This window comes from Luteibacter jiangsuensis (assembly GCF_030812295.1).
GTDB classification, from domain to species: Bacteria; Pseudomonadota; Gammaproteobacteria; order Xanthomonadales; family Rhodanobacteraceae; genus Luteibacter; species Luteibacter jiangsuensis_A.
This window is the reverse complement of sequence record NZ_JAUSSK010000004.1, coordinates 267172-292414: the sequence shown is the minus strand read 5'-3', so window position 1 is coordinate 292414 and position 25243 is coordinate 267172. Positions and strand designations below refer to the sequence as shown.

The window sequence follows — 25243 nt, the reverse complement described above, 5'->3', positions numbered from 1 at the left end:
AGCCTGGCTCGCTGCCACGGGATCGCCGACAAGGTCGGCTCCCACCAGGATGAGGGGCCCTTCCCGGTCCGCACTCATGGGGTGCTTGCCGGTGGGGGCGGACTCAGCCTTCCAGCTCTTCCCAGCGCGCGAACGCCACGTCCAGTTCCGCCTGCAACCTGGCGAGTTCCTCGTTGCCGCGCGTGATCGTCGCGGCATCCTGCTGGAAGTACTTCGGGTCGTTCATCGCAGCGGTACGGCGGGCGATCTCGGCCTCGAGTTCCTCCAGCTTCGCCGGCAGCGATTCAAGTTCGCGCTGCTCTTTGAAGGAGAGCTTTTTCTTTGGCGTAACTGCGACGGGCGCGGCCACGGCCGCCGGTGCCGACGCAGAAGTGGAGGCTTGCGCCGACCCCGACGCGGACGATGCTTCGGCCGTCGAAGAAGACCAGGCGGCCTTCGACCCGGCAGGTTTCGCGGCCGGGGCGGGCCTCTGCCGCAACCAGTCGCTGTAGCCACCGATGTATTCGCCGACCACGCCATCGCCTTCGAGCACCAGGGTACTGGTCACCACGTTGTCGATGAAGTCGCGGTCGTGCGACACCAGCAACAGCGTGCCGGTGTATTCGTTGAGCAGTTCCTCGAGCAGTTCGAGTGTCTCGACGTCGAGGTCGTTGGTCGGTTCGTCCATCACCAGCAGGTTCGATGGCTGGGCGAACAGCTTCGCGAGGAGCAGGCGATTGCGTTCGCCGCCCGATAGCCGCGTGATCGGCGCGCGCGATCGTTCGGGCGAAAACAGGAAGTCCTGCAGGTAGCCCACGATGTGCTTGCGCTGGCCGTTGAGCTCGATGTATTCGCGGCCCTGGGCCACGTTGTCGAGGGCATTCAACCGGTCGTCGAGCGTGGAGCGGTGCTGGTCGAAGTACGCCACCTCCAGCCCCGTGCCCAGCGTGACCTCGCCTTCCTGCGGCTTGAGTTCGCCCAGCAGGATCTTCAGCAAGGTGGACTTGCCCGCGCCGTTCGGCCCCATGATGCCGACGCGGTCGCCTCGCATGATCGTGGTGGAGATGTCGCGCAGCAGGGTACGGCCGCCATAAGCCTGGGTGACGTGCTTGGCGTCGATCACCTTGCGTCCCGAGGATTGGGCGGTGGCGAGGGTGATCCTGGCGTTACCGGCTTGCTCGCGGCGCTGGGCGCGCTCGTTGCGCATCGCTTTCAGTGCGCGCACGCGGCCTTCGTTTCGCGTGCGCCGCGCCTTGATACCCTGGCGGATCCAGACTTCTTCCTGGGCCAGCTTACGGTCGAAATGTGCCTGGGCCTGGGCTTCGGCATGCAGGCGTTCCTCGCGGCGGCGCAGGTAGTTGTCGTAGTCGCCGGGCCAGCTGGTGACCTGGCCGCGGTCGATCTCGACGATGCGCGTGGCCAGGGCACGCAGGAAGCTGCGGTCATGGGTGATGAAGACGATGCTGCCGGCGAAGCCCTTGAGGAAGGTTTCGAGCCAGGCGATGGCCTCGATGTCGAGGTGGTTGGTCGGCTCGTCGAGCAGGAGCAGGTTGGGATCGCGCACAAGCGCCTGGCCAAGCAGGACGCGGCGCTTCATGCCGCCGGACAACTCGGAGAAATCGGTGTCCGCTGGCAATTCCAGGCGTTCGATCACTTGCTGTACGCGTGAATCGAGATCCCATGCGTTGTGGGCCTCGATCTGCGACTGCACCTCGCCGAGCGCGTCCATGTCGCCCGTCTCGAGCAGGTGATGGTAGCGCGCGAGCAGGTGGCCCAGTTCGCCCAGGCCGTCGGCCACCACATCGAAGACGCTGCCCGAGGTGTCCTGCGGCACTTCCTGCGTGAGGCGCGCGATGCGCGTGCCGCCTTGCAGGCGGATCTCGCCGTCGTCCGGGTGCAGTTCCCCGGCAATGAGCTTCATCAGCGTCGATTTGCCGGCGCCATTGCGCCCGACGACGCAGACACGTTCGCCGGCATCGAGGGAAAGGTCGACCTGTTCGAGCAGGAGCGGGCCGCCGACGCTGAAGTCGACGTTGAGGAGTTGGATAAGGGACATCCGGATAGTGTACCCGGTGGCGCCTCGTCACCTCATGACATCGCCCGTCTGGTGGGCTGGCCCACTCAGGCGGCAGGCCGAGATGGCAGGCTCCGGTGGGAGGCCCTGCTGGGAGGCTTTGGTGGGAGCCGACCTTGTCGGCGATCCCGCGGCAGCGGGCCAGGTCGAGGCAAACACCCATCGCCGACAAGGTCGGTTCCCACCAGGGCGTGTCTGGCGGCACACCGCGCTACAGCGTATCCACCCGGTAGCGCGTGTGCTGGCGCCATACCACGCCGGGGCGAAGGATCGCGCCTTCCGCCTCGGGGCCATTGACCTGATCGGGAAAGGCCTGGGTCTCCAGCGCGAAGCCGGCGAAGGGTCCGTAGGCGTCGCCATGTCGCGACGGTTGCCCGGTGAGTTTCTGCCCGCTGTAGAACTGCAGGCCGGGGCGGTCGCTCTCGACGGTGAGACGGCGTCCGCTCGAGGGTTCCACGACTTCCGCGACCACGCGTGGCGCCTGGGCCGCCGGTTGGCGCGGGATATAGCAATGGTCGAAGCCGCCCACCAGCTGCAATTGCGGATCGGGCCAGTGCAGGCGCGAACCGATCGGCGCCGCTTCGCGGAAATCGAAGGCGGAGCCAGCCACCTGCTGGCGCCCCACCGGTATCGCCCCCGCATCGATGGCCAGGAATTCGTCCGCGTCGATCCGGATCACGTGATCGCGGATATCCGGCCGCCGGTCGTTGAGGTTGAAGTACGGATGCGCGGTCAGGCTGAGCGGCGTGGGCGCGTCGCTCGTGGCGGTATAGCGCAGGTCCAGCGTGCCGTCGTCGTCGAGCCGCACACGCAACTCGACGCTCACCTCGCCAGGAAACCCGCCATCGCCCTCGGGCGACACCAGCCGCAGCACAAGGTCGTCGCCATCCGTTTCCACGTCCCAGCGCTGCAGGTGAAACCCGTAGTTGCCGCCATGCAGGTGGTTGCCGCCGTCGTTGCGGTCGACCTTGTAGTCGATGCCATCGAGCCGGAAGCGCCCGCCGCGGATGCGATTCGCCCAACGGCCGACGATCGCGCCCATGTACGCATTGGAATCGATGTATTGCCCCGCGTCGGCGTGACCGAGCAAGACCTCGCCCACGCGACCCTGGCGGTCCGGGGTCTGCCAGGAGAGCAGGGTGCCACCGAGGTTGGATATCTCGACCTGGGTGTCTCGCGCGTTGCGCAGGGTCCAGCGGTGGAGCGGGCGGCCGTCGGGGAGTTGGCCCCAGGCGGTGGCGTTGGATACGGGCATGGGTGAAGCGTTTCCCTGGGGAAGGCGATCAGGTCGCCGCCGTCTTGCGATGGAGGTCGAGGTATTGGCGCGGCGTGCAATCGTATTCGCGACGGAACACCGCATACATGTACTGGAGCGAGGTGAAACCACAGCGCAGCGCGATGTCGGCGAGCGGCGTGTCGGAATTCGTCATGAGCTCGCAAGCGGTGTCGAGCTTATGCTTCAGGATCACCTGGTGCACGGTCTGCTTCAATTCGCGCTTGAAGTGTTCTTCCAGCACCGTGCGCGACACCCCCACGTAGTCGGCCACCTGTTCGGTCTTGATGCCCAGGCAACCGTACTGACGAATGTAGTGACTCGCCCGCATCACATGCGGGCTGCGCATCGGCTGGTACTTGCTCGACACCTGCACGTTGATGCCGACCGGCGGCACCAGCACGCGCGTGCCCGAACAATCCATGCCGCGCAGCATCTGGTGCAGCAGGTGGGCGGCTGTGCGGCCCATTTCCTCCGCGCCCTGGATCACGGAGGTGAGCGGGATGCGGGTGAGCAACTGCGCCATCGGGTCGTTGTCGATGCCGACGATGGCGATCTGCTCGGGTACCGCGAACCCGCCGATCACACAGGCCTGCAGCAACTGCCGGGCACGAGCGTCGGTCACGGCGATGATGCCGATCGGCTTGGGCAGTTCGGCCAACCAGGTGACCAGTTCCTCCACCGCCGTCCCCCAGCCGCCCGCGCTGGTCGGCGAGCCCTGGTAGACCACGCCCTCGACCGATTCCTCGTCCACGATCGCTTGGAAGGCATGCTCGCGTTCCTGCGCCCAGCGGCTGCCGGGGTGGGGCGGTATGCCGTAGAACGCGAAGCGGCCGAGGCCTTGTTCGATCAGGTGGTCGTACGCGAGCCGGATGAGCCGGGCGTTGTCCGTGGCGATATAAGGCACACCGGGGGGGTAAGCGGCGGGATCGTGATACGAGCCGCCTATCGCGACAACCGGGATAGGCAGGTCGCGCAGCGCATCGGGTGCTTCCGGATCGTCGAAGTCGGCGATGACGCCGTCGCCGCGAAACTGGTGGATGTCGCGCATGCGGCTGCGGAAATCCTCCTCCATGAAGAGATCCCATTCCACGCGCGTACTGTTGAGGTAATGCCCGATGCCGGCGATGACCTGGCGGTCGTACACCTTGTTGGCATTGAACAGCAGAGCGATTCTGTGGGGAGACATGGGCCCGTCGAAAACTATCAGGGTTTGCGTTATCTGACCATGACGCAGCGCGGCATCGAAAAAGAGCCGGGCCCCGTCGGAAATCGCAATTGCGCGCCATGGGCACCGCTCGTCAGGATCGTCGGGATTCGTCCCCACGTTTGTCAAGGAATTGTTATGTCGTACTTTTCCAGCGTCCCCAAAATCAGCTACGAAGGCACCGGCAGCGACAATCCGCTGGCGTTCCACCACTACGACCCGAACAAGCAGGTGCTCGGCAAGAGCATGGCCGAGCACCTCCGTCTCGCCACCTGCTACTGGCATACCTTCGTCTGGCCGGGTTCCGATGTATTCGGCGCGGGCACCTTCGAGCGCCCCTGGCAGGCGGCGGGTGAGCCGATGGCCAAGGCCCGTGAGAAGGCCGACGCGGCGTTCGACTTCTTCTCCCGCCTGGGCACGCCTTACTACACCTTCCACGATACCGACGTGGCCCCGGAAGGCGACAGCCTCGCCGAATACAAGAAAAACTTCGCGGCCATGGTCGACGTGCTCGAGAAGAAGCAGGCCGAGACCGGCGTGAAGCTCCTGTGGGGCACCGCCAACGTGTTCAGCAACCCGCGCTACGCTGCCGGCGCCGCGACCAATCCGCAGCCGGAAGTGTTCGCCTATGCGGCCACGCAGGTGCGCCACGCGATGGAAGCCACGCACCGCCTGGGCGGCGCCAACTACGTGCTGTGGGGCGGCCGCGAAGGCTACGACACCCTGCTCAACACCGACCTGAAGCGTGAGCGCGAACAGCTCGGCCGCTTCTTCCAGATGGTGATCGAACACAAGCACAAGATCGGTTTCAAGGGGACGATCCTGATCGAGCCCAAGCCGCAAGAGCCGACCAAGCACCAGTACGACTACGACACCGCCACGGTCTACGGCTTCCTGAAGGAGTTCGGCCTGGAGAACGAGGTCAAGACCAATCTCGAAGCCAACCACGCCACCCTGGCCGGCCACTCGTTCCATCACGAGGTCGCGACCTCGATCGCGCTGGGCGTGTTCGGTTCGATCGACGCCAATCGCGGCGACCCGCAGAACGGCTGGGATACGGACCAGTTCCCGAACAGCGTGGAAGAGTTGACCCTGGTCACCTACGAGATCCTGAAGGCCGGCGGTTTCACCACGGGTGGCTTCAACTTCGACACCAAGGTGCGCCGCCAGAGCAACGCGCCGGAAGATCTCTTCCACGGCCACATCGGCGCGATCGACGCATTGGCCCTCAGCCTGGAACGCGCGGCGAAGATGATCGAGCGCGACGCGCTGGCCGACTTCAAGGCGAAGCGCTACGCCGGCTGGGATGCCGATTTCGGCAAGAAGATCCTGCAGGGCGGCTTCACGCTGGCCTCGCTGGCGGACGAGGCGATGGCCCGCGACATCCATCCCAAGCACGTCTCGGGTGGACAGGAGTTGCTCGAAAACATCGTCAACCGCTATATCTATGGGTGATATGACCCCCGACATGGACGCTTCGGCACGCATGTACCTCGGTATCGACCTGGGCACGTCCTCGGTGAAGGCTGTCCTCGTGGATGAGGCCGGCGAGGTACGTGCCAGCGCGACCAGCCCGCTGGAAGTCTCCCATCCGAAGCCGCGCTGGTCGGAGCAGGACCCGGCCACGTGGTGGAGCGCCACGGAGGCGGCCGTTGCGGATGTCCTGAAGGGAGCCGATGCCCGCCGCGTGGCGGCCATCGGCCTTTCCGGGCAGATGCATGGCGCCACGCTGCTGGACAAGTCCGACGCTATCCTGCGGCCTGCCATTCTCTGGAACGACGGCCGCTCGGATATCGAATGCGCGGAACTGGAGCGGGTGCCGGGGTTTCGCTCGATCACGGGCAACCTCGCCATGCCCGGGTTCACGGCGCCGAAACTCGCCTGGGTGCGTAAGCATGAGCGCGAGGTGTTCGATCGCATCGCCAAGGTGCTCCTGCCGAAGGACTACCTGCGCCTGCGCCTCACCGGCGAATACATGACCGATGCTTCCGACGCGGCCGGCACCCTCTGGCTCGACGTCGAGAAGCGCCGGTGGAGCGACGCCATGCTCGCCGCGACGGGCCTCGACCGGTCGCACATGCCGCAGGTGTTCGAGGGAAGCCAGCCCGCGGGGCGCCTGCGCAAGGAACTGGCCGAACGCTGGGGCATGGATACCGTTCCGGTAGCGGCCGGTGGCGGCGACAACGCGGCCGGCGCGGTGGGCGTGGGTATCGTGCGCCATGGGCAGGCCATGCTTTCTCTGGGCACGTCGGGTGTCTATTTCGCCGTGTCCGACGGCTTCCGCTCGAGTCCCGAGCAGGCGGTGCACAGTTTCTGCCATGCCTTGCCCGATACCTGGCACCTGATGTCGGTGATGTTGAACGCAGCGAGCTGCCTCGATTTCACCGCGAAGCTCACCGGCCAGAAGGATGTGCCTGCCCTGCTTGCCGAGGCCGAGGCCAAGGGCCTTCGGGAAAATGGTTCGCTGTTCCTGCCCTACCTCACGGGCGAGCGCACGCCGCACAACGACGCGCACGCGCGCGGCTCGTTCACGAACCTGGGTCCCGGCACGGATCGCGCCGATCTCGCCAATGCCACGCTGGAAGGTGTCGGGCTGGGTCTGCTCGACGGCTTGCTGGCGGTGGAGTCGACGGGCCTCGTGGCCGATGAAATCACCGTGATCGGTGGTGGCTCGCGCAGTGCCTATTGGACCCAGATGCTCGCCGATATCCTTGGCAAGCGGCTGGTCCTGCGCAGTGGCGGCGAAGTGGGACCCGCGCTCGGGGCGGCACGCCTCGCGCGGCTGGCCATCGAGCCGGGCGCTTCCCTCGATGCCGTTTGCCCGATGCCGGCGGTCACCGCCGTGCGCGAGCCCGATGCAGCGCGTCATGCTTATTTCCTGCAAACGCGCCACCCTTTGTTCCGCCGCTCTTACGAGCAGTTGAAGCCGCTGTATTCCGACGCCGCTCGCGGCGACGATTTCCGCCCCTCCTGAAGGGCGATCCCATAAGCATGGAGATGAGCATGAAGCAGAAGGCCCTATATACGTTGCTGGCCGTATCGATGATCGGTGCCGGCCTGTTCGCGGCACCGCAGGCGCACGCCAGCAAGGAAAAGCCGGTGATCGGCTTCTCCATCGACGACCTACGCGTGGAGCGCTGGACGCGCGACCGCGACTACTTCAAGGCCGCGGCGGAAGCCAAGGGCGCCACCGTGTCGGTGCAGTCCGCCGACGCCAACGAGCAGAAGCAGATCCAGCAGATCGAGAACCTGATCTCGCGCAAGGTCGATGTCATCGTCATCGTGCCGTTCAATGCCAAGACGCTGACCACGGTCGTCGCCGAGGCGAAGAAGGCGGGTATCAAGGTGATTTCCTACGACCGACTCATCCTGAATGCCGACGTCGACGCCTACATCTCGTTCGATAACGACAAGGTCGGCCAGATGCAAGCGCAGGGCGTCGTCGACGCGGCACCGAAGGGCAATTACTTCCTGCTCGGCGGCGCTCCGACCGACAACAACGCGAAGATCCTTCGCGAAGGCCAGATGAAGGTCCTGAAGCCGCTGGTCGACAAGGGCGACATCAAGATCGTCGGCCAGCAGTGGACCAACGAATGGCTGGCCTCGAACGCGCAGTCGATCATCGAGAACGCGCTGACCGCCAACAAGAACAACATCCAGGGCATCGTCGCCTCCAACGACGGCACGGCCGGTGGCGCCATCGCCGCCCTGAATGGCCAGAAGCTGGCAGGCAAGGTGGCCGTGTCGGGCCAGGATGCCGACCTCGCCGCGATCAAGCGGATCAAGGCCGGCACGCAGACCATGACGGTCTACAAGCCGATCAAGGAAATCGCCACGGAAGCGGCGAACCTGGCGGTGAGCCTGGTCCAGGGCACCGCGCCGAAGTTCACCTCGACGATGAACAACGGCAAGAAGGATGTGGATACCATCCTGCTCACCCCGACCATGCTGACCAAGAAGAACGTGGATCTCGTGGTGAAGGACGGCTTCTACACCCAGGCCCAGGTCGGCCCGTAAGCGTAAGATCGGCGATGCCCCGCCCGGTGCGGGGCATCGTCCAGCGAAAGGAGTACCGGTGAGCGAATACCTGTTCGAGATGCGCCAGATCGTCAAGGAGTTTTCCGGCGTGCGCGCGCTCAATGGCATCGACCTGGCCGTGCGGCCCGGTGAGTGCGTTGGGCTTTGCGGCGAAAATGGCGCAGGCAAGTCCACCCTCATGAAAGTCCTGTCCGGCGTGTACCCGTACGGCACGTGGGAAGGCGAGATCCTGTTCGACGGCAAGCCGCTGAAGGCGTACTCGGTACGCGACAGCGAGGATGCCGGCATCGTGATCATCCACCAGGAGCTGATGCTGGTACCGCAGCTCTCCGTCGCCGAGAACATCTTCCTCGGCAACGAGGTCCGCAAGTTCGGCGGTGTGATGGACTACGACACCATGTATGCCAAGGCCGAGGCGTTGCTCGCCCGCCTGAAGCTCAAGGACGTGAACGTGGCGGCTCCCGTGATGAACTATGGCGGCGGCTACCAGCAGTTGTTCGAGATCGCCAAGGCGCTGGCGAAGAACGCCCGCCTGCTGATCCTCGACGAACCGTCTTCCTCGCTGACCTCGTCCGAGACCGACACCTTGTTGTCGATCATCGAAGACCTCAAGCGTGACGGCGTGGCCTGCGTCTACATCTCGCACAAGCTCGAGGAAGTGGCGCGGGTATGCGACACGGTCACCGTCATCCGTGACGGCAAGCACATCGTCACCAAGCCGATGAGCGAGATGACCACCCATTCGATCATCACCGCCATGGTCGGCCGCGACATCGAAAACCTGTTCCCGAAGGTCGAGCACGACATCGGCGAGGTCATCTTCGAGGCGAGGCATGTCACCTGCTGGGATGTCGCCAATCCGAATCGCAAGCGCGTCGACGATGTGTCGTTCCAGATCCGCCGCGGCGAGATCCTCGGCGTCGCCGGACTCGTCGGTGCCGGCCGCACCGAGCTGGTATCGGCGATCTTCGGTGCGTACCCGGGGCGCTACGAGGCGGAGCTGCTGCTGGAGGGCAAGCCGATCAAGGTCAAGTCGCCCGAACAGGCGATCAAGGCCGGGCTGTCGCTGGTACCCGAGGATCGCAAGCGGCAGGGCATCGTTCCCTTGCTGGGCGTGGGCGACAACATCACGCTGGCGACGCTTTCGCACTACGCCCGCGCAGGCCAGATCGATCGACAGGCCGAGCTGCGGACCGTGGAAGCCGAGATCAAGCGCCTGCGCGTGAAGACGGCGAGCCCCGAGCTGGCCATCGTCGGCCTGTCCGGCGGCAACCAGCAGAAAGCGGTGCTGACCAAGATGCTGCTGCCCAAGCCGAAGGTGCTGATCCTCGACGAGCCCACCCGTGGCGTCGACGTCGGCTCCAAGTACGACATCTACAAACTGATGTTCGAACTCGCCGCCAAGGGCGTGGCCATCATCATGGTCTCCTCGGAGATGCCCGAAGTGCTCGGGGTCAGCGATCGTGTCCTCGTCGTTGGCGAGGGTAAGCTACGCGGCGATTTCCAGAACGTCGACCTTACCCAGGAGCAGGTGCTCGCCGCGGCGATCTCGCATGCCGCCGAAGAGCCCGCGCACGCGGCCTGATCCTCCGAAAACCATTCACGCGTTACCAGGGAAGCCTTCATGCAGGCCCAGAAAGTCCAGCAACTGTTCGTACGCTACAAGATCCTCGCCCTGCTCATCGCGGTGGCGATCATCTGGGTGTTCTTCCACCTGAAGACCGACTCGGCCTTCATCACGCCGGGCAACCTGTCCAACCTGTTCCGGCAGATGGCGATCACCGGCATGCTCGCCTGCGGCATGGTGTTCATCATCATCGCCGGTGAGATCGACCTTTCCATCGGCTCGCAACTCGGCTTGCTCGGTGGCGTGGTGGCGATCCTCACGGTGAACCAGGGCTGGGGCACGTGGCCGGCGATTTTCGCCGTGCTCGCGCTCGGCCTCGTCATCGGTGCCTTCAACGGTTTCGTCGTCACCAAGATGCGGGTGCCATCGTTCATCGTGGGCCTGGGCGGCATGCTGGCCTTCCGTGGCATCGTGCTCTACATCACGGGTAGCTCGACGATCGCTCCCGCGCCGGACGACCTCATCGCGCTGGGCCAGGGTTTCGTCCCGGTGGCACTGTCGCGCTGGATCGGAGCCCTCATCTTCCTCGCCATGGTCGCCTTGACGGTGCGCCGCCGTCTTCGCCGCGGCAAGCTCGGTCTGCAGCAAGGCGCCTTGTGGATCGATATTGCCCGCCTGGTGGCCATCGGTGTGTTCATCTTCGGCTTCGTACGCATCCTCAACGACGCCAACGGCATCCCCATCCCGGTGATGATCCTTCTCGGCCTGCTCGCCGTGTTCACCTACGTGTCGACGCAGACCGTCTTCGGTCGGCACATCTACGCCGTCGGCGGCAACATGGAAGCCACCCGCCTGTCCGGCGTGAACGTGGCGCGGGTGAAGCTGGTGGTGTTCGCCCTGATGGGCCTGATGTGCGCCTTCGCCGGCATCATCACCGTGGCCCGCACCGGCTCGGGCTCGCCCTCCGCCGGTACCGGCGGCGAACTGGATGCCATCTCGGCCTGTTTCATCGGCGGCACGTCCATGCGCGGCGGCTCGGGCACCGTCTACGGCGCGCTGATCGGTGCCCTGGTGATGGCCAGCCTCGACAGCGGCATGCAGCTGATGGACGTCGACAATTCATGGCAGATGATCATCAAGGGCGTGATCCTGGCCCTGGCCGTCTGGGTGGATGTCCTCTCCGGTTCCAACCGCAACGGCTGATCCAAGGTATCGCCGCTGAAGCGGCTCCCACACAGGAGGGCGAGGTTGCTTGTCGCCCGTTGTGGGAGCCGGCTTTGCCGGCGATGGGTGCTCGCGATAGAGTTCAAACGAACGGAAAGGAAGATCATGGACGACCTGCAAATGCTCCAGGGCGCGTGGAGACAGGTCCGCTTCGAAGAGAACGGCGTCATCGAACCGCCCGATATCCACGGCGGCACCGGCACCATTACCACCATCGACGGAGACCGCTTTGCGGTCAGGTCGCCCACTGGCGAACTCCTCCTTGCCGGTCGTTTTATCCTCGATCCGATGGCGCACCCGAAATCGATCACCTGGATCGACAGCATGGGCGATGACGCGGGGAAGTTGCTCCCTGCCACGTACAAGCTGAGCAATGACGAATTCATCTTCATCGCATCGGACGAGGACATGCCCCGTTCGCCTGTATTTGTCACCTCGCCTGGGCTGACCCTCCGCGGCTTCGTCAGGCACCGCGCGTAGAGTCTCCCCTGTGCACATCTCCAGCAGCCAGCGGGGTGCAATGCCTGGTGGGAGCCGACCCTGTCGGCGATGGGTGCTTGCCGAACCCTGCTCGCTGCCGCGGAATCGCCGACAGGGTCGGTTCCCACCAAAGGTCGGCTCCCACAAAGGCGGACTCACTGGGGTGGCTTCACAAAAGAAAACGGGCGCCGTGGCGCCCGTTTTCATGCGTTACGAAAGCCCGCTTACTTGCGGCGGGCGACCGTCGCGCCGAGTCCGGCGGCATCGCGCAGGACGTCGGCCTTGTCGGTCTTCTCCCAGGAGAACGCCGTGAACGTGTTGCCGTTCTTGTCGGTGATCTCGTAGGGCTTGCGGCCGAAGTGACCGTTCGACGCAGTCGGCTGGTACATCGGGTGGACCAGGTCGAGCATCTTGATGATGCCGTATGGACGCAGGTCGAAGTGCTTGCGGATCAGCTTCTCGATCTTCTCGTCGGGAATCTTGCCGGTGCCGAAGGTGGTCACCGAGATCGAGGTCGGCTCGGCCACGCCGATGGCGTAGCTGACCTGGATCTCGCAACGGTCGGCGAGGCCGGCGGCGACGATGTTCTTGGCGACGTAGCGAGCCGCATAGGCGGCCGAACGGTCGACCTTGGACGGATCCTTGCCCGAGAACGCGCCACCGCCGTGACGGGCCCAGCCGCCGTAGGTGTCGACGATGATCTTGCGGCCGGTCAGGCCGCAGTCGCCCACCGGGCCACCGATGACGAACTTGCCGGTCGGGTTGATGTGGAACTTGGTGCCCTTGTGCAGGAGCTTCGCCGGCAGCACGGGCTTCAGGATCAGCTCGCGCACGCCTTCGATCAGATCCTTCTGCTTCACGTCCGGATCGTGCTGGGTCGACAGCACGACGGCGTCGATGGCGACGGCTTCGCCGTTCTCGTAGCGCAGGGTGACCTGGCTCTTGGCATCCGGGCGCAGCCACGGCAACGGCGAGTTCTTCTTCTTGCGGACCTTGGTCTGCTGCTCGACGAGGCGGTGGGCGTAGTGGATCGCCGCCGGCATGTATTCGCTGGTTTCGTTCGTGGCGTAGCCGAACATCAGGCCCTGGTCGCCCGCGCCCTGTTCTTCCGGCTTCTTGCGGTCGACGCCCTGGTTGATGTCCGGGGACTGCTTGCCGATCAGGTTCAGCACGCCGCAGGTCTCGCCGTCGAACCCGACTTCGGAGCTGTCGTAGCCGATGTCGAGGATGACCTTGCGGGTCAGCGCCTCGAGGTCGATCCACGCGCTGGTGGTGATCTCGCCCGCGACGATGGCGACGCCGGTCTTCACCAGCGTCTCGCAGGCCACGCGAGCGCGCGGGTCCTGGGCCAGGATGGCGTCCAGAACGGCGTCGGAGATCTGGTCGGCGATTTTGTCCGGATGGCCTTCGGAGACCGACTCGGAGGTGAAGAGGTAGTTGCTCATCGCGGGGATATATCCTTCTTTACGGATAAAGAGATAAAGGGCGCGCCATGATACACGCCTCCGGGCCGGTTTGCAGGGGGAAGGGTAGCGCCCGGGAGTGACGATTGCATGGATGTTCAGCAGGGCGCGCCCACCGGCCCGCGGTGGGTCAGGCCGCCGCCCCCAGCCGCTGGCGCGCCGCCTTCGCCACCGCGACCATGGCCGTCAGCGCCGCGGCGACCTCGGGCCAGTCACGGGTCTTCAGACCGCAATCGGGGTTCACCCAGAGCTGGTCGGGACGCAATACCTGCAACGCGCGGGCAAGCAGGCTGGCCATCTCGCCCTCGGCGGGAACGCGGGGGGAGTGGATGTCGTAGACCCCGGGGCCGATGCCGTTCGGGTACCGGAACCGTGCGAAGGCATCGAGCAACGCCATCCGCGAGCGGCTGGTTTCGATGGAAATCACGTCGGCATCCATGGCCGCGACCGCCTCGATGATGTCGTTGAACTCCGAATAGCACATGTGGGTATGCACCTGGGTCGCGTCACTGACGCCACCGGCGGTGATGCGGAACGCCTCCACCGCCCACGCGAGATAGCCGTTCCACTCGGCACGACGCAGCGGCAGGCCTTCGCGCAAGGCGGGTTCGTCGATCTGCACGATGCCGATACCCGCTCTTTCGAGATCGCGCACCTCGTCGCGCAAGGCGAGCGCGATCTGCCGGCAGACGTCCGCACGGGGCAGGTCGTCGCGCACGAACGACCATTGCAGCATCGTCACCGGACCGGTGAGCATGCCCTTCATCGGCTTTTTCGTCAGCGATTGCGCGAACGCGGACCAGGCCACGGTCATCGGCGCGGGCCGTGCCACGTCGCCGTAGACGATCGGTGGCTTCACGCAGCGGGAGCCGTAGCTCTGCACCCAGCCGAACGACGTAAAGGCGTAGCCGTCGAGCTGTTCGCCGAAATACTCGACCATGTCGTTGCGTTCGGGCTCGCCATGGACGAGCACGTCGATACCGGCTTCTTCCTGGAACGCCACGGCGCGCCGTACTTCATCGCGCACGACGGCGGTATACGCCTCGTCGTCCAGCTTGCCCGCGCGATGCGCGGCGCGGGCGACGCGGAGGGTCGCCGTCTGCGGGAACGAACCGATGGTCGTCGTCGGCAGGTCGGGCAAGCCGAACCGTTCACGCTGTACGGCCGCGCGGAACGGGTACGCCGAGCGGCGGCGGCCGAACTGCGCCGTAAGCTGGCGAACGCGTTTGCGTACCTCGTCACGCACGACCCCGGGAGCGGCCTGTCGTCCGGCAACCAGCACGCGCTGGCGCGCGAGCGCCTCGCGGGCGTCTTCGTCGCCCTGGGCGGCGTCGGCGTAGCGGCGTAGTTCGGCGATTTTCTGCCGGGCGAACGACAACCACGTCGCGAGATTTCCCGGCAGGCGCATTTCGTCGCCTGCGTCCAAGGGCACGTGCAACAAGGAGCAGGATGTCGACAGCCACAAGCGCCCGTCGCCAAGGCGATCACGTAGCTTCCGCACGCGAGGGAGGATGGCCGAAGGATCGCTCAGCCAGATGTTGCGTCCATCGAGAACACCTGCCGAGAGGACGCGGCCTGCCGGCAGCGCGTCGAGCACGGCGTCGAGTTGCTCCGGCGCACGCGCGAGGTCGACGTGCAGGCCGGCGATGGGAAGCGACATGGCAAGCTCGAGATTGCCGTCGAGTGAACCGAAGTAGGTCGCGACCAGCACCCGTACCCGCGACCGCGTGGCGATCCACGCATAGGCAAGGCGAAAGGCTTCGCGCGTCGCATCGTCGAGATCGAGCGCCAACACGGGCTCGTCCACCTGCACCCACTCGGCGCCCGCGTCGGCAAGGGCATCGAGCACGCCGCCCCAGGCGGGAAGAAGTGCATCGAGCCGTGCCAGCGGGTCGCTGCCATCGACCGCCTTGGCGAGGCACAGGAAGGTGATCGGGCCGAGCAACACCGGACGTGCGACGTATCCCGCCGCGACCGCTTCGCGGTATTCGCGCACGACCTTGTCGGGCCGGGCGGCGAACGTCTGGCCCGCCGATACCTCGGGGACGATGTAGTGGTAGTTGGTGTCGAACCACTTGGTCATTTCCAGCGCGGGCAGGTCGATGTGATCGTCCTGCCTGCCGCGTGCCATGGCGAAGTAGCCGGCCAGCGGATCGACCTCGTAAAGCGGTCGGTAGCGTTCGGGAATGGCGTCCACCATGACCGCGGCATCGAGCACGTGGTCGTAGAGCGAAAAATCATTCACCGTAACGCTGTCGGCACCCGCGTCCCGGGCGAGCGCCCAGTGCCGCGAGCGCAATTCACGGGCGATATCGAGCAGTTCTTCGGTGCCGATGTTCCCCTTCCAATGACCTTCGAGCGCGCGCTTCAACTCGCGGCGGCGGCCGATACGGGGAAAGCCGGGGTAGGTGACGTGTGGCATGAGTGTTCCTCTTCGCAAGAAAGAGGAGGGAAGGGCGGCGCGTCGCATGACACGGACGTCGCCGGGGTGAATCCCTTGGGCGATGCCTGGGTCATGAGGGTTTGCCGTCGACCTTCGCCCCCGCGGGCGAACCGGGCCGCCTCGGGAGGAGGAGACGGCCCAGGCCGGACGGAACGACGCACCCATGACGGTGCGTTCGCTCCGGCTGGCGGCAGGTCTTCGGGCTCGTGGATGTGACGCCAGGACGTCTCCTCCCCCGTCGCTTCCCGGATCGCCATCGATCCAGTGCCTGTGACGGGTTCGTCTCCACATACCGCTGCGGGGCAGCGCCGGATTCCCACCGGCTTCCCTCTTAGCTTTATCTTCCTATTCGAATAGAAAGATAAAGACCGCTAACGAGCGGGAAGTTAGCCCTCTGGACGTCCAAAGTCAATGCGAAGGAGGGGGCGCCTGCTCAGCCATCGCCCGAGGTGCCCGTGCGGGAGCCGCGGATGTCTACTCGAAGCCTGCGATGGGATGAGGGCCGTAAGCGGCTTCGAGCATCGCCGTCTCCTCCGGGCTCAACACGAGATCGATCGCCGCCACGGCGTCATCGAGATGATGCGGCTTCGATGCTCCCACGATCGGCGCGGTGACGCCCTTGCGGTGGGCCACCCAGGACAAGGCCACCTGCGCACGCGGTACGCCGCGCCCTTCGGCGACTTTTTTCACCGCGGCGACGATCGCCTTGTCCGACTCGACGGTCGCGTTGTATAGCGTGCTACCGAAGACGTCGCTCTCCTGGCGGGTGCTGGTTTCGTCCCAGTCGCGCGTGAGGCGGCCGCGTGCCAGTGGGCTCCATGGGATGACCGCGATGTCCTGGTCGATGCAGAACGGAATCATCTCGCGCTCTTCCTCCCGCTGCAGCAGGTTGTAGTGGTCCTGCATGCTCACGAATTCGGTCCAGCCATGGAGGCGCGAGGTATAGACCATCTTCGCGAACTGCCATGCATACATCGACGACGCGCCGAGGTAGCGCACCTTTCCCGCCTTCACCAGGTCGTGCAGCGCTTCGAGCGTCTCTTCGATCGGCGTGGTGTGATCCGCGCGATGAATCTGCAGCAGGTCGATGTAGTCGGTGCCCAGGCGCTGAAGGCTGTCGTCGACGGAATGGAAGATGGCCTTGCGCGAAAGACCGCCGCCATTGGGGCCTTTGCGCCAATGGAAGTAGGTCTTCGTGGCGATCACGACTTCGTCGCGTCTCGCGAAATCCTTCAGCGCACGCCCGACGATTTCCTCGGAGGTGCCGTCGGAATACGCATTCGCGGTATCGAAGAAATTGATCCCGAGATCGAGCGCCTTGCGAATGAAGGGGCGGCTTTGTTCCTCGTCGAGCGTCCAGGCGTGGTTGCCGCGACCGGGCACGCCGTAGGTCATGCAGCCAAGGACCAGGGGAGAGATGTCCAGGCCGGTACGGCCGAGTTTGACGTAGCGCATGGGGGACTCCGAGGCACGTATGGATGGGGGCGATATCCGGACCGGGATACACCTGTCACCACATACTGTAAATCTCGGGAGCGTTCGTCGATCATGACAATCGCGTCATGTGACATGCGGGCGCCACCGACACGGTATCGAAGACATCTATGCCCCCTCCCCTTGAAACCGGCCCAGGCGTCCCTAACTAGGAGCCCAACGCGAAGACGGCGCACCTTGCCGGTCAGCCGGCCCGGGCGTAGCATTCGCCTCCTGTCACGAGAGCCAAGCCATGTTCCGCTGCAAGCACGATTTGATGCACGTCCCACCGATCGCCCCATGGGCGCGTCGCGGGTGCGCGCGTTCCATGCTTGGCGGAGCTTCGTCGTAAGACGGCGCGCCGGTTGCCAGGAACATCGAAAGCACCCGCAAGGGTGCTTTTTTTTGTCCCGAATTTTCCTTGCGAACCCACCTTTGGAGCAGCGTGCCATGAAGAACTGCCGCGACCCCCGATCCTGACCGTCCCGCTCAGCCAGGGGCGGCGGTAAACGGATCGGGGAGTGCCTCGCTCGAGACGCATCCGAGCCCCTGGCGATCCCCATCAGGAACCGTTAGCCATGAGTACCACCCGCGAAACCCAGATCCCCGTCGGCCGTTGGCGCAACCTCGGCATCATCGCGCACGTCGACGCGGGCAAGACCACGCTCACCGAACGCCTGCTCTACAAGACCGGCACGATCCACCGTACCGGTGAGGTGCACGACGGCGCCACCACCACCGACCATATGGAACTCGAACGTGAGCGTGGCATCACGATCGGCGCCGCCGCCGTGCGCGCGAACTGGACGCCGGAAGGCGGCCAGCCGCATCGCCTGACCCTGATCGACACGCCGGGGCACATCGACTTCGCGATCGAGGTCGAGCGCTCCCTGCGCGTGCTCGACGGTGCCGTCACCGTGTTCTCCGGCGTGGCCGGCGTGCAGCCGCAATCCGAAACCGTCTGGCACCAGGCGCGCCGGCATGGCGTGCCGTTGATGGCGTTCGTCAACAAGATGGACCGCCCGGGAGCGGACTTCGACGCGGTGGTCGGGCAGATGCGCGACAAGCTCGGTGCGAACCCGTGGGTGGTGGCGCGCCCGATCGTCGAAGGCGAACACATGACGGGTCTCGTCGACCTCGTGGCGGAACGCACCTGGCGTTTCGACGAGGCCGGCACGCCTACGGTCCAGCCGTGGACGGACGGCGAGCGCGCGACGCATGCGGATGCGCGTGCCGAACTCGTGGCCGCCGTGGCCGATCGTGACGATACGCTGGCCGAACTCTGGCTCGCCGAACAGCCGATCGACGCGGCGGCGCTCACGGCGGCGCTTCGACGCGGCACGCTCGCGGGTGCCGGCTCGCCGGTACTGCCGGGCTCGGCGTTCCGCAACGTCGGCATCGAGCCGCTGCTGGATGCGCTCGTCGCGTACCTGCCGTCGCCGCTGGATCGTCCTGCCGTGGTCGGGCATACCGATGATGGCGACGTGACGGTCGCGCCCGATGCGGACGCGCCGTTGGCGGCGCTCGTCTTCAAGGTCGTCAACCAGGCGCACGGTCCGCTGGCCTTCATCCGCGTGTACTCGGGCCGGTTGAGCGTCGGTGACGCCGTGTGGCGCAGTGGTACCGATCGCGTACAGCGCATCGGCCGGCTTGCCGTCGTGCGTGCCGAAGACACCGAGGCGGTGGATGCCGCCGAGGCGGGAGACATCGTCGCCATCGCGGGCTGGAAAGACGTGGCCACGGGCGAGACCTTGTCCGATACGCACCGCCGCGTGCGGCTGGAGACCATCCAGGCGCAGCCGGCCGTGCTGTCGTGGCGGCTGTCGCCCGAGCGTTCGGCCGACCTGCTCAAGCTGGGCAACGGTCTCGCCCGCCTCGCGCAGGAGGACCCGTCGTTCCGCGTCGGCACCGATCCGGACACCGGCGAAACCCTGGTCTGGGGCATGGGCGAACTTCACCTGGAAGTGATGGTGGAGCGCCTGCGTCGCGAATGGGGTGTGCAGGTGCGCACGGGTTCGCCGCGCGTGGCTTACCAGGAGACCCCGGCGGCCGCGTCCGGTGCCGTGGAGGGCAAGCTCGCCAAGCAGACCGGCGGCAGCGGCCAGTTCGCGCGCGTGGTGCTGTCGGTCACCCCGACCGGCGAGGAGACCAACCGGTTCGAGGACCGCACCACGGGCGGCGTCATTCCCAAGCAGTTCCAGGCGGCGGTGGAGAAAGGCGTCGCCTCGGCGCTGGTGGAAGGGCCGCGTGGCTATCCGGTGGTGGGCGCGGCGGTCGCCGTGCTGGACGGACAGGCCCATGCCGTGGACTCGAACGAGGCCGCCTTCCATCGCGCGGCTCAGATCGCGGTGAAATCGGCGCTGGAAGCCACGGGCACGGTGCTGCTGGAGCCGGTGATGCGCGTGTCGGTGAGCGCGCCGGGTTCGGCGGTGGGCGATGTGTTGGGCGACCTGCAACGCCGCGGCGGGCAGATCGTCAACCTCGTCGACCGCCAGGAACGCACCGAGATCGACGCCGACGTGCCCCTGGCGCAGCTCGACGGCTACAGTACCGCCTTGCGTTCGCTGAGCCAGGGGCGGGCGTCGGCCACGGTGGCGTTCCATGCCTACCGGCCGGCGGCGATGCAGGAACAGTCGCGCCGTTCGGCGTGACATGAAGCGAGGGCGGCCGGATGGCCGCCCTCGTTCCTACACGGCCGCCTGTTGGCGGGTTACGCTTCACCCATGATTTCCTATCCCGAAGCGCTGGCACTCCTGCTTGCTGAAGTCCGGCCGCTCGATGTGGAGCAGGTCGCCCTCGGCGCCGCCAGGCTGCGGTTCCTCGCCGCCGACATGGCCAGTCCGCTGGCGCTGCCCTCGTTCGACAACGCGGCGATGGATGGCTATGCCGTTCGTGCCGAAGGCGACGCCATCCCTGCCGGAACCGTTCGTGCCGTGGCCGCGATGCATGCGGCCGGCGACACGATCGACACGTATCCGGAAGCCGAAGCCTGCGAGATCGCCACCGGTGCGCGCATGCCGGTGGGCTTCGACACCGTCGTCCCCGTGGAACGCTGCGAACGGCGGGGAGGGGAGGTCCGTTTCCTTGCCGATGAGCGCCGGGGGCAGAATGTGCGCCACGCCGGTACGGACATCGGCGAAGGAGCACTGGCGCTCGCACGAGGACGGCGCATCGATGCCGCGGCGATCATGTTGCTCGCGGCGCTGGGTATCGATCGCGTCGACGCCGTGCGCCAGCCGCGCGTGGCGGTGATCGCGACCGGTAGCGAACTCAACCCCACCGGTCCCTTGCCACCGGGAGGCATCCACGACTCCAATGGACCGTTCCTCGCCGCGAGCCTCGCGTCCTGGGGTGTCGAGCCGGCGGGGCGTGCGCGGGTGCCGGACGTGGGCGATGCGTTCCATGTCGCGGTACGCGACGCACGGGACGCCGGTGCGGACCTCATCGTCACCACGGGCGCCGTGTCCGCGGGACGCTTCGATTTCGTGCCTTCGGCACTGGCTTCGCTCGGTGCGCGGGAACTCTTTCACAAGGTCGCGATCCGGCCGGGCAAGCCGTTGCTTGCCGCGCGTTTCGATGGTGGCCCGCTGGTACTCGCCTTGCCCGGCAATCCGATCGCGGTCGCGGTGGGCTATCGTTTCTTCGTCGCTCCCGTTCTGCGCGCCATGGCGGGTCTTCCCGCCGAGCGCCCCACGCGCGTGACACTGGCGACGCCATTCACCGGACGCGAAGGCATGCGGCATTTCGCGTTGGGACGCGTCGGGAACGATGCGCAAGGAAGGCAGGTCGCGCATCTCGCGGACGCCCAGGCGGCGTATCGCATCCTTCCCTATACGCAGGCGAACACCTGGCTGACCACTGGCGCCGACGGCGATGCCGAGGCGTGGCCGATCGATCCGGCGGACGCCACGTGATCGTCGGACTCGTCCTCGCCGGCGGCCGGTCGTCCCGCATGGGTGAAGACAAGGCGCTCATGCGCATCGGCGGCCACACGTTGCTCGAACGCAGCCTCGCGGTATTGCGTGCCGCGGGTGCGGAACGGGTGGCGATCAGCGGCGCACGCGCGGGCGGGATTCCCGACCGCTGGCCAGAGGCCGGTCCCGTCGGCGGCATCGCGAGCGCGGCCGGCGGACTTCCGGATGGCGAGTGGCTGGTGATTCCCGTGGACATGCCGCGGTTGCACGAGGACGTGCTCCGGCCATTGCTTGCCACCTCCTCGCCGGCGGCGGTCAGTTGGCAGGGCCACCCGTTGCCGATGCGCCTGACGATGAACGCGGCCACGCGCGAGGTGCTCGCCGGTGTCATGGCGCTCGCCGGACGCGAACGGTCGGTCTTCGCCTTGCAGGAGCGGCTCGGTACGACGAGACTGCCGCTCGATGGCATCGATCCACGATACCTGTTGAACTGCAACACCCCCCAGGAATGGCGAGAGGTCAACGCATGAGAGTGCAGCTGGAAGACGACACCGTCCGCGTCCGCATCGACGAGGATGAACTGGGTGAGTTGCTCGACGACATCGCCCTGTTGGGCTCGACGGCATTCGGCAAGGCATTCACCATGCGCTACTCGATCGACGCCACCGATGGGCCCGTATGCACGCTTTCCGGCAATGCCCACGAATGGCGCATGGGCGTGCCACGCATGGCGCTGCGCGACCTGCTGTCGCGCCTGCCGAGCAAGGATGGCCTGGTCTTCGACATCCCTGGCTACGACACGGTGGCTACCACCGTGCGCTTCGATGTGGACGTGAAGGACAGCCTGCGCCGGCGCAAGGGCTGAACTCAGGCGATGCGTTCCGGGCGGCTGTAGATGTTGAAGCGGCCGGGGCGGGCGAAGCCCAGCAAGGTCAGGCCGCAGTCCTCGGCCAGGTGCACGGCGAGCGCCGTGGGCGCGGAGATCGCCACCACGAGGGTCATGCCGGCGACAGCGGCCTTGGTCACCATTTCGTAGCTGGCGCGGCTGGTGATCACGAGGAAACCGTCGCGCGGATCGCTGCCGTCGACGAGCATCGCGCCAATCAGTTTGTCGAGCGCGTTGTGCCGGCCGACGTCCTCGCGCACTTTCACGATCGTGCCATCCGGCGTGGCCCAGGCGGCGGCGTGCACGGAGCCGGTGAAGGCGTTGATGGGTTGCATGCCACGTAGCGATTCGAGGGCGCGCTCGATCGCATCGGAACCGACGACCGGACCCGCCGCCACTGGCGGTGGGTGGCGGACGACATCCTCGAGTTCACGGCTGCCGCAGATGCCGCAGCCGCTGCGGCCGGGAAGTTGCCGGGCCATCGGGGCCGAATCGCCGACAGGGTCGGCTCCCACCAGACAGCCGGCATCGCCGATGGGGTCGGTGGGCACCGGCCTGGGAGCGGACCCCGTCCGCGATATCCCGGAGGCCGTGCGCACATCCACCGTGATGCCCTCCAACACCTCGCGTACATCGATATCGACGATCTCCAGCACGGTCTCCACCTTGCCTTCCGTCAACGCGAAACCCCGCGCGAAATCATCGAGGTCGTCCGGCGTCGCCATCATCACCGCGAACGGCGAGCCATCGAAATGCATCGCCACCGGAACCTCTTCCGCGAGCCGGTCGTCGTCGGCCACGTGCAGGCCACGGTCGACTCGCGTCACCGGCCGCGTGGCGCAACCGCTAGGGTGGCGGCGCTCAGGCGGCATGTTCGGCCTTCGGCCGTGCCGGGGCGGCGGTGCGCACGGTCGAGGCTTCGATGTTTACCGGCACCGATTTATAGGCCGGGGTACCCGAGCGGCGGTCGTGGCTTTCCAGCGCGATGAGCGCGTTGCCCTCGGGGTAGTACATCGCGACCGACCCCTCGGCGATGTCGTAGGCGACGGCGACGAAGCCACGCACCGCGCGCTCCTTGCCGTCGGCGACATTGGCGCCGGTGGCGAAGATGTCGATGCGGTCGCCATGCTTTAGGCCGCGTGCGGAGAGATCGTTGGCGTGCATGAAGACGACGTCGCGCCGTCCGCTGACGCCACGGTAACGGTCGTTGAGGCCGTAGATCGTCGTGTTGTACTGGTCGTGCGAACGGAGGGTGGTCAGCATGAGGCCACCCGTTTCCAACGGTGGATCTTCGTCGAGGCCAGGCGCGACGAGGAAGCGGGCGCGCCTGTCGGGCGTCGCCCATTCACGCTCGCTCGCCGCCACCGGCAGGCGAAATCCGCCGGGCACGTTCACACGCCTGTTGAAGTCGCGGAAGATCGGAAAGACCTTCTCGATGTCGTCGCGGATGAGGTTGTAGTCACCCACGAGCCGGTCCCAGTCCACGCGCGTGGCAGGCAGGGTGGCCTTGGCGATGCCGCCGATGATCCACGGCTCGGAGCGTAGATGCTCCGACGCCGGGGTGAGCGTACCGGCCGAGGCATGCACCATCGACATCGAATCCTCCACGGTCACCGATTGCGGGCCGGTGGCCTGCACGTCCAGTTCGGTCCTGCCCAGACAGGGCAGGATGAACGATTCCTTCGCCAGGATGAGGTGCGACCGGTTGAGTTTCGTGGCGATATGCACCGCGAGGTCCAGCTTCGCCATCGCCTCGAAGGTCTCCGTCGTGTCCGGCATCGCCACGGCGAGGTTGCCACCGAGGGCGACCAAGGCCCGGGAGCGGCCTTCGCGGATCGCGATGACGGCGGCGACGGCGTCGTGTCCATGCGCCGCGGGTGGTTCGAAACCGTAGGTGGCGCGGATGCCGTCGTTCAGCGCGTCGGTGGGCTTCTCGGTGATGCCCACCGTGCGGTCGCCCTGCACGTTGCTATGGCCGCGCAGCGGGCAGATTCCCGCGCCGCGGCGGCCGATGTTGCCGCGCAGGAGCAACAGGTTGGCGATCTGCTGCACGTTCTCGGTGCCGTGCACGTGCTGGGTGATACCCATGCCGTAGCAGACGATGACGTTCTTCGCCTTGGCGTAGATGTCGGCCGCGTCCTCGACCTGCGCGCGGGTGAGTCCCGAGGCACGCTCGATCGCCGCCCAGGAAGTGTTCGCGACATCCTCCACGAGTGCCTCGAAACCGCTCGTGTGGGCCTCGATGAACGCATGGTCGATAACGCGGGGCATGCCAGCCGCGACGGCGCGTTCGTCGGCCGTGAGCACGGCCTTCATCATGCCCTTCAGCACGGCGACATCGCCGCCGATCTTCAGCTTGTAATAGGTGGACGCGATGCGCGTGGACTTGCCGGTGAGCATTTCCACCGGATGCTGGGGTGACGTGAACCGTTCCAGGCCTCGCTCGGGCAGGGGATTGAGCACCACGATGGGCACGCCGCGCAGCGAAGCCTCGCGCAAGGTCGAAAGCATGCGCGGGTGGTTGGTGCCGGGGTTGTGGCCGATGCAGAAGATCGCGTCGCAGTGTTCGAAATCCTCGAGCACCACCGTACCCTTGCCGACGCCGATCGACTGCGGCAGGCCTACGCTGGTGGCCTCGTGGCACATGTTCGAGCAGTCGGGGAAATTGTTCGTGCCGAACTCGCGGACGAACAGCTGGTACAGGAAAGCGGCTTCGTTGGAGGCGCGGCCCGAGGTGTAGAACTCGGCCATGTCCGGGTCCGGCAGCGCACGCAGCGCCGTACCGATACGGCGGAACGCCTCTTCCCACGCGATCGGGCGGTAGGTGTCGCTCGTGCGGTCGTACGCCATGGGATAGGTGATCCGCCCCAGCCCCTCGAGCGTGTAGTCGGACAGGTTCCACAGGTCGGCAACCGTGTTCTTCGCGAAGAACTCCGGCCGGACCCGCTTGGCGGTGGCCTCCCAGGACACCGCCTTCGCGCCGTTCTCGCAGAACTCGAACGAGGAGGTTTCCTTAGGGTCCGGCCAGGCGCAGCCCGGACAGTCGAAGCCTTGCGGCTGGTTCACCTTGTGCAGGGCGATGGACTCGCGGGCGATGGCCATCTGTCCGCTCAGTGCGCGGGCCACGGCACCGAGCGCGCCCCAACCGCCGGCGGGGCCATCGTAGTCGTCGACACCGGGGATAGTGTTTTCACTCATGGACGCATCATTCTACGCCGCACC

At 66.2% G+C, this 25243-nt stretch carries 18 protein-coding genes and 1 riboswitch; of the genes, 10 read left to right on the top strand and 8 right to left on the bottom strand.

All coding sequences use genetic code 11. The features are described from left to right. Positions 1 to 103: 103 nt before the first annotated feature. The 3 genes from J2T07_RS15150 to J2T07_RS15140 all read right to left on the bottom strand — a co-directional run bounded on the left by J2T07_RS15150 (position 104) and on the right by J2T07_RS15140 (position 4515). On the bottom strand, positions 104 to 2035 hold the full coding sequence (locus J2T07_RS15150) for an ATP-binding cassette domain-containing protein (protein WP_306850944.1): 1932 nt from the start codon (positions 2033 to 2035) through the stop codon (positions 104 to 106). Between the two features lie 229 nt (positions 2036 to 2264). Continuing rightward, positions 2265 to 3308, bottom strand: coding sequence for an aldose epimerase family protein (locus J2T07_RS15145; protein WP_306850943.1), 1044 nt, complete (start codon positions 3306 to 3308; stop codon positions 2265 to 2267). Positions 3309 to 3336: 28 nt separating this feature from the next. Continuing rightward, positions 3337 to 4515, bottom strand: a complete 1179-nt coding sequence (locus J2T07_RS15140) for a XylR family transcriptional regulator (RefSeq protein WP_306850942.1) — start codon at positions 4513 to 4515, stop codon at positions 3337 to 3339. 156 nt (positions 4516 to 4671) lie between these two features. Here J2T07_RS15140 and xylA point away from each other — a divergent pair, with 156 nt between their 5' ends. From xylA to J2T07_RS15110, 6 genes are all read left to right on the top strand, one after another. Further along, positions 4672 to 5988, top strand: coding sequence for a xylose isomerase (gene xylA, locus J2T07_RS15135; RefSeq protein ID WP_306850941.1), 1317 nt, complete (start codon positions 4672 to 4674; stop codon positions 5986 to 5988). Continuing rightward, positions 5981 to 7507, top strand: a complete 1527-nt coding sequence (gene xylB, locus J2T07_RS15130; protein WP_345783960.1) for a xylulokinase — start codon at positions 5981 to 5983, stop codon at positions 7505 to 7507. The genes xylA and xylB overlap by 8 nt, the downstream gene beginning before the upstream one ends. Before the next feature lie 29 nt (positions 7508 to 7536). Next, a complete protein-coding gene (gene xylF / locus J2T07_RS15125) occupies positions 7537 to 8550 on the top strand; it encodes a D-xylose ABC transporter substrate-binding protein (protein WP_306850940.1) in 1014 nt (337 codons plus the stop codon). Between the two features lie 58 nt (positions 8551 to 8608). Beyond that, on the top strand, positions 8609 to 10156 hold the full coding sequence (locus J2T07_RS15120; RefSeq protein ID WP_306850939.1) for a xylose ABC transporter ATP-binding protein: 1548 nt from the start codon (positions 8609 to 8611) through the stop codon (positions 10154 to 10156). Between the two features lie 39 nt (positions 10157 to 10195). Further along, entirely contained in the window at positions 10196 to 11341 is a 1146-nt protein-coding gene (locus J2T07_RS15115) for a sugar ABC transporter permease (protein WP_306850938.1), read from the top strand. 126 nt (positions 11342 to 11467) lie between these two features. Beyond that, positions 11468 to 11842, top strand: coding sequence for a TIGR03067 domain-containing protein (locus J2T07_RS15110; protein WP_306850937.1), 375 nt, complete (start codon positions 11468 to 11470; stop codon positions 11840 to 11842). A 224-nt stretch (positions 11843 to 12066) separates the two neighbouring features. On the opposite strand, the gene metK is transcribed toward J2T07_RS15110, so the two are convergent. From metK to J2T07_RS15095, 3 genes are all read right to left on the bottom strand, one after another. Continuing rightward, a complete protein-coding gene (metK, locus tag J2T07_RS15105) occupies positions 12067 to 13287 on the bottom strand; it encodes a methionine adenosyltransferase (protein ID WP_306850936.1) in 1221 nt (406 codons plus the stop codon). 148 nt (positions 13288 to 13435) lie between these two features. Next, positions 13436 to 15727, bottom strand: coding sequence for a 5-methyltetrahydropteroyltriglutamate--homocysteine S-methyltransferase (gene metE / locus J2T07_RS15100; protein WP_306850935.1), 2292 nt, complete (start codon positions 15725 to 15727; stop codon positions 13436 to 13438). 193 nt (positions 15728 to 15920) lie between these two features. Beyond that, positions 15921 to 16136: riboswitch (cobalamin riboswitch) on the bottom strand. Between the two features lie 86 nt (positions 16137 to 16222). After that, positions 16223 to 17203: an aldo/keto reductase gene (locus tag J2T07_RS15095; RefSeq protein ID WP_306850934.1), complete on the bottom strand. Its 981-nt coding sequence runs from the start codon at positions 17201 to 17203 to the stop codon at positions 16223 to 16225. A gap of 596 nt (positions 17204 to 17799) precedes the next feature. Here J2T07_RS15095 and fusA point away from each other — a divergent pair. The 4 genes from fusA to J2T07_RS15075 all read left to right on the top strand — a co-directional run bounded on the left by fusA (position 17800) and on the right by J2T07_RS15075 (position 22000). Further along, positions 17800 to 19872 (top strand): elongation factor G, encoded by a 2073-nt coding sequence (gene fusA / locus J2T07_RS15090; RefSeq protein WP_306850933.1) that lies wholly within the window; start codon positions 17800 to 17802, stop codon positions 19870 to 19872. Between the two features lie 72 nt (positions 19873 to 19944). Next, the gene (locus J2T07_RS15085) at positions 19945 to 21135 is read left to right on the top strand and encodes a molybdopterin molybdotransferase MoeA (protein WP_306850932.1); all 1191 of its coding nucleotides are present in this window, start codon (positions 19945 to 19947) and stop codon (positions 21133 to 21135) included. Then, positions 21105 to 21665: a molybdenum cofactor guanylyltransferase gene (mobA, locus tag J2T07_RS15080; protein WP_306850931.1), complete on the top strand. Its 561-nt coding sequence runs from the start codon at positions 21105 to 21107 to the stop codon at positions 21663 to 21665. Before J2T07_RS15085 ends, mobA begins: the two co-directional genes overlap by 31 nt. Next, entirely contained in the window at positions 21662 to 22000 is a 339-nt protein-coding gene (locus J2T07_RS15075; protein WP_306850930.1) for a hypothetical protein, read from the top strand. Before mobA ends, J2T07_RS15075 begins: the two co-directional genes overlap by 4 nt. Positions 22001 to 22002: 2 nt before the next feature. Here the strand turns inward: J2T07_RS15075 and fdhD are convergent, their stop codons facing one another. Further along, the gene (gene fdhD / locus J2T07_RS15070) at positions 22003 to 22893 is read right to left on the bottom strand and encodes a formate dehydrogenase accessory sulfurtransferase FdhD (RefSeq protein WP_306850929.1); all 891 of its coding nucleotides are present in this window, start codon (positions 22891 to 22893) and stop codon (positions 22003 to 22005) included. Next, positions 22883 to 25219: an FdhF/YdeP family oxidoreductase gene (locus J2T07_RS15065; RefSeq protein WP_306850928.1), complete on the bottom strand. Its 2337-nt coding sequence runs from the start codon at positions 25217 to 25219 to the stop codon at positions 22883 to 22885. The genes fdhD and J2T07_RS15065 overlap by 11 nt, the downstream gene beginning before the upstream one ends. Positions 25220 to 25243 lie beyond the last annotated feature (24 nt).

Excerpts from the sequence above, each read along its gene's own strand:
- J2T07_RS15150 (WP_306850944.1), bottom strand. The coding sequence starts at position 2,035 with ATGTCCCTTATCCAACTCCTCAACGTCGACTTCAGCGTCGGCGGCCCG.
- J2T07_RS15145 (WP_306850943.1), bottom strand. The coding sequence starts at position 3,308 with ATGCCCGTATCCAACGCCACCGCCTGGGGCCAACTCCCCGACGGCCGC.
- J2T07_RS15140 (WP_306850942.1), bottom strand. The coding sequence starts at position 4,515 with ATGTCTCCCCACAGAATCGCTCTGCTGTTCAATGCCAACAAGGTGTAC.
- xylA (WP_306850941.1), top strand. The coding sequence starts at position 4,672 with ATGTCGTACTTTTCCAGCGTCCCCAAAATCAGCTACGAAGGCACCGGC.
- xylB (WP_345783960.1), top strand. The coding sequence starts at position 5,981 with ATGGGTGATATGACCCCCGACATGGACGCTTCGGCACGCATGTACCTC.
- xylF (WP_306850940.1), top strand. The coding sequence starts at position 7,537 with ATGAAGCAGAAGGCCCTATATACGTTGCTGGCCGTATCGATGATCGGT.
- J2T07_RS15115 (WP_306850938.1), top strand. The coding sequence starts at position 10,196 with ATGCAGGCCCAGAAAGTCCAGCAACTGTTCGTACGCTACAAGATCCTC.
- J2T07_RS15110 (WP_306850937.1), top strand. The coding sequence starts at position 11,468 with ATGGACGACCTGCAAATGCTCCAGGGCGCGTGGAGACAGGTCCGCTTC.
- metK (WP_306850936.1), bottom strand. The coding sequence starts at position 13,287 with ATGAGCAACTACCTCTTCACCTCCGAGTCGGTCTCCGAAGGCCATCCG.
- metE (WP_306850935.1), bottom strand. The coding sequence starts at position 15,727 with ATGCCACACGTCACCTACCCCGGCTTTCCCCGTATCGGCCGCCGCCGC.
- J2T07_RS15095 (WP_306850934.1), bottom strand. The coding sequence starts at position 17,203 with ATGCGCTACGTCAAACTCGGCCGTACCGGCCTGGACATCTCTCCCCTG.
- fusA (WP_306850933.1), top strand. The coding sequence starts at position 17,800 with ATGAGTACCACCCGCGAAACCCAGATCCCCGTCGGCCGTTGGCGCAAC.
- J2T07_RS15085 (WP_306850932.1), top strand. The coding sequence starts at position 19,945 with ATGATTTCCTATCCCGAAGCGCTGGCACTCCTGCTTGCTGAAGTCCGG.
- J2T07_RS15075 (WP_306850930.1), top strand. The coding sequence starts at position 21,662 with ATGAGAGTGCAGCTGGAAGACGACACCGTCCGCGTCCGCATCGACGAG.
- fdhD (WP_306850929.1), bottom strand. The coding sequence starts at position 22,893 with ATGCCGCCTGAGCGCCGCCACCCTAGCGGTTGCGCCACGCGGCCGGTG.
- J2T07_RS15065 (WP_306850928.1), bottom strand. The coding sequence starts at position 25,219 with ATGAGTGAAAACACTATCCCCGGTGTCGACGACTACGATGGCCCCGCC.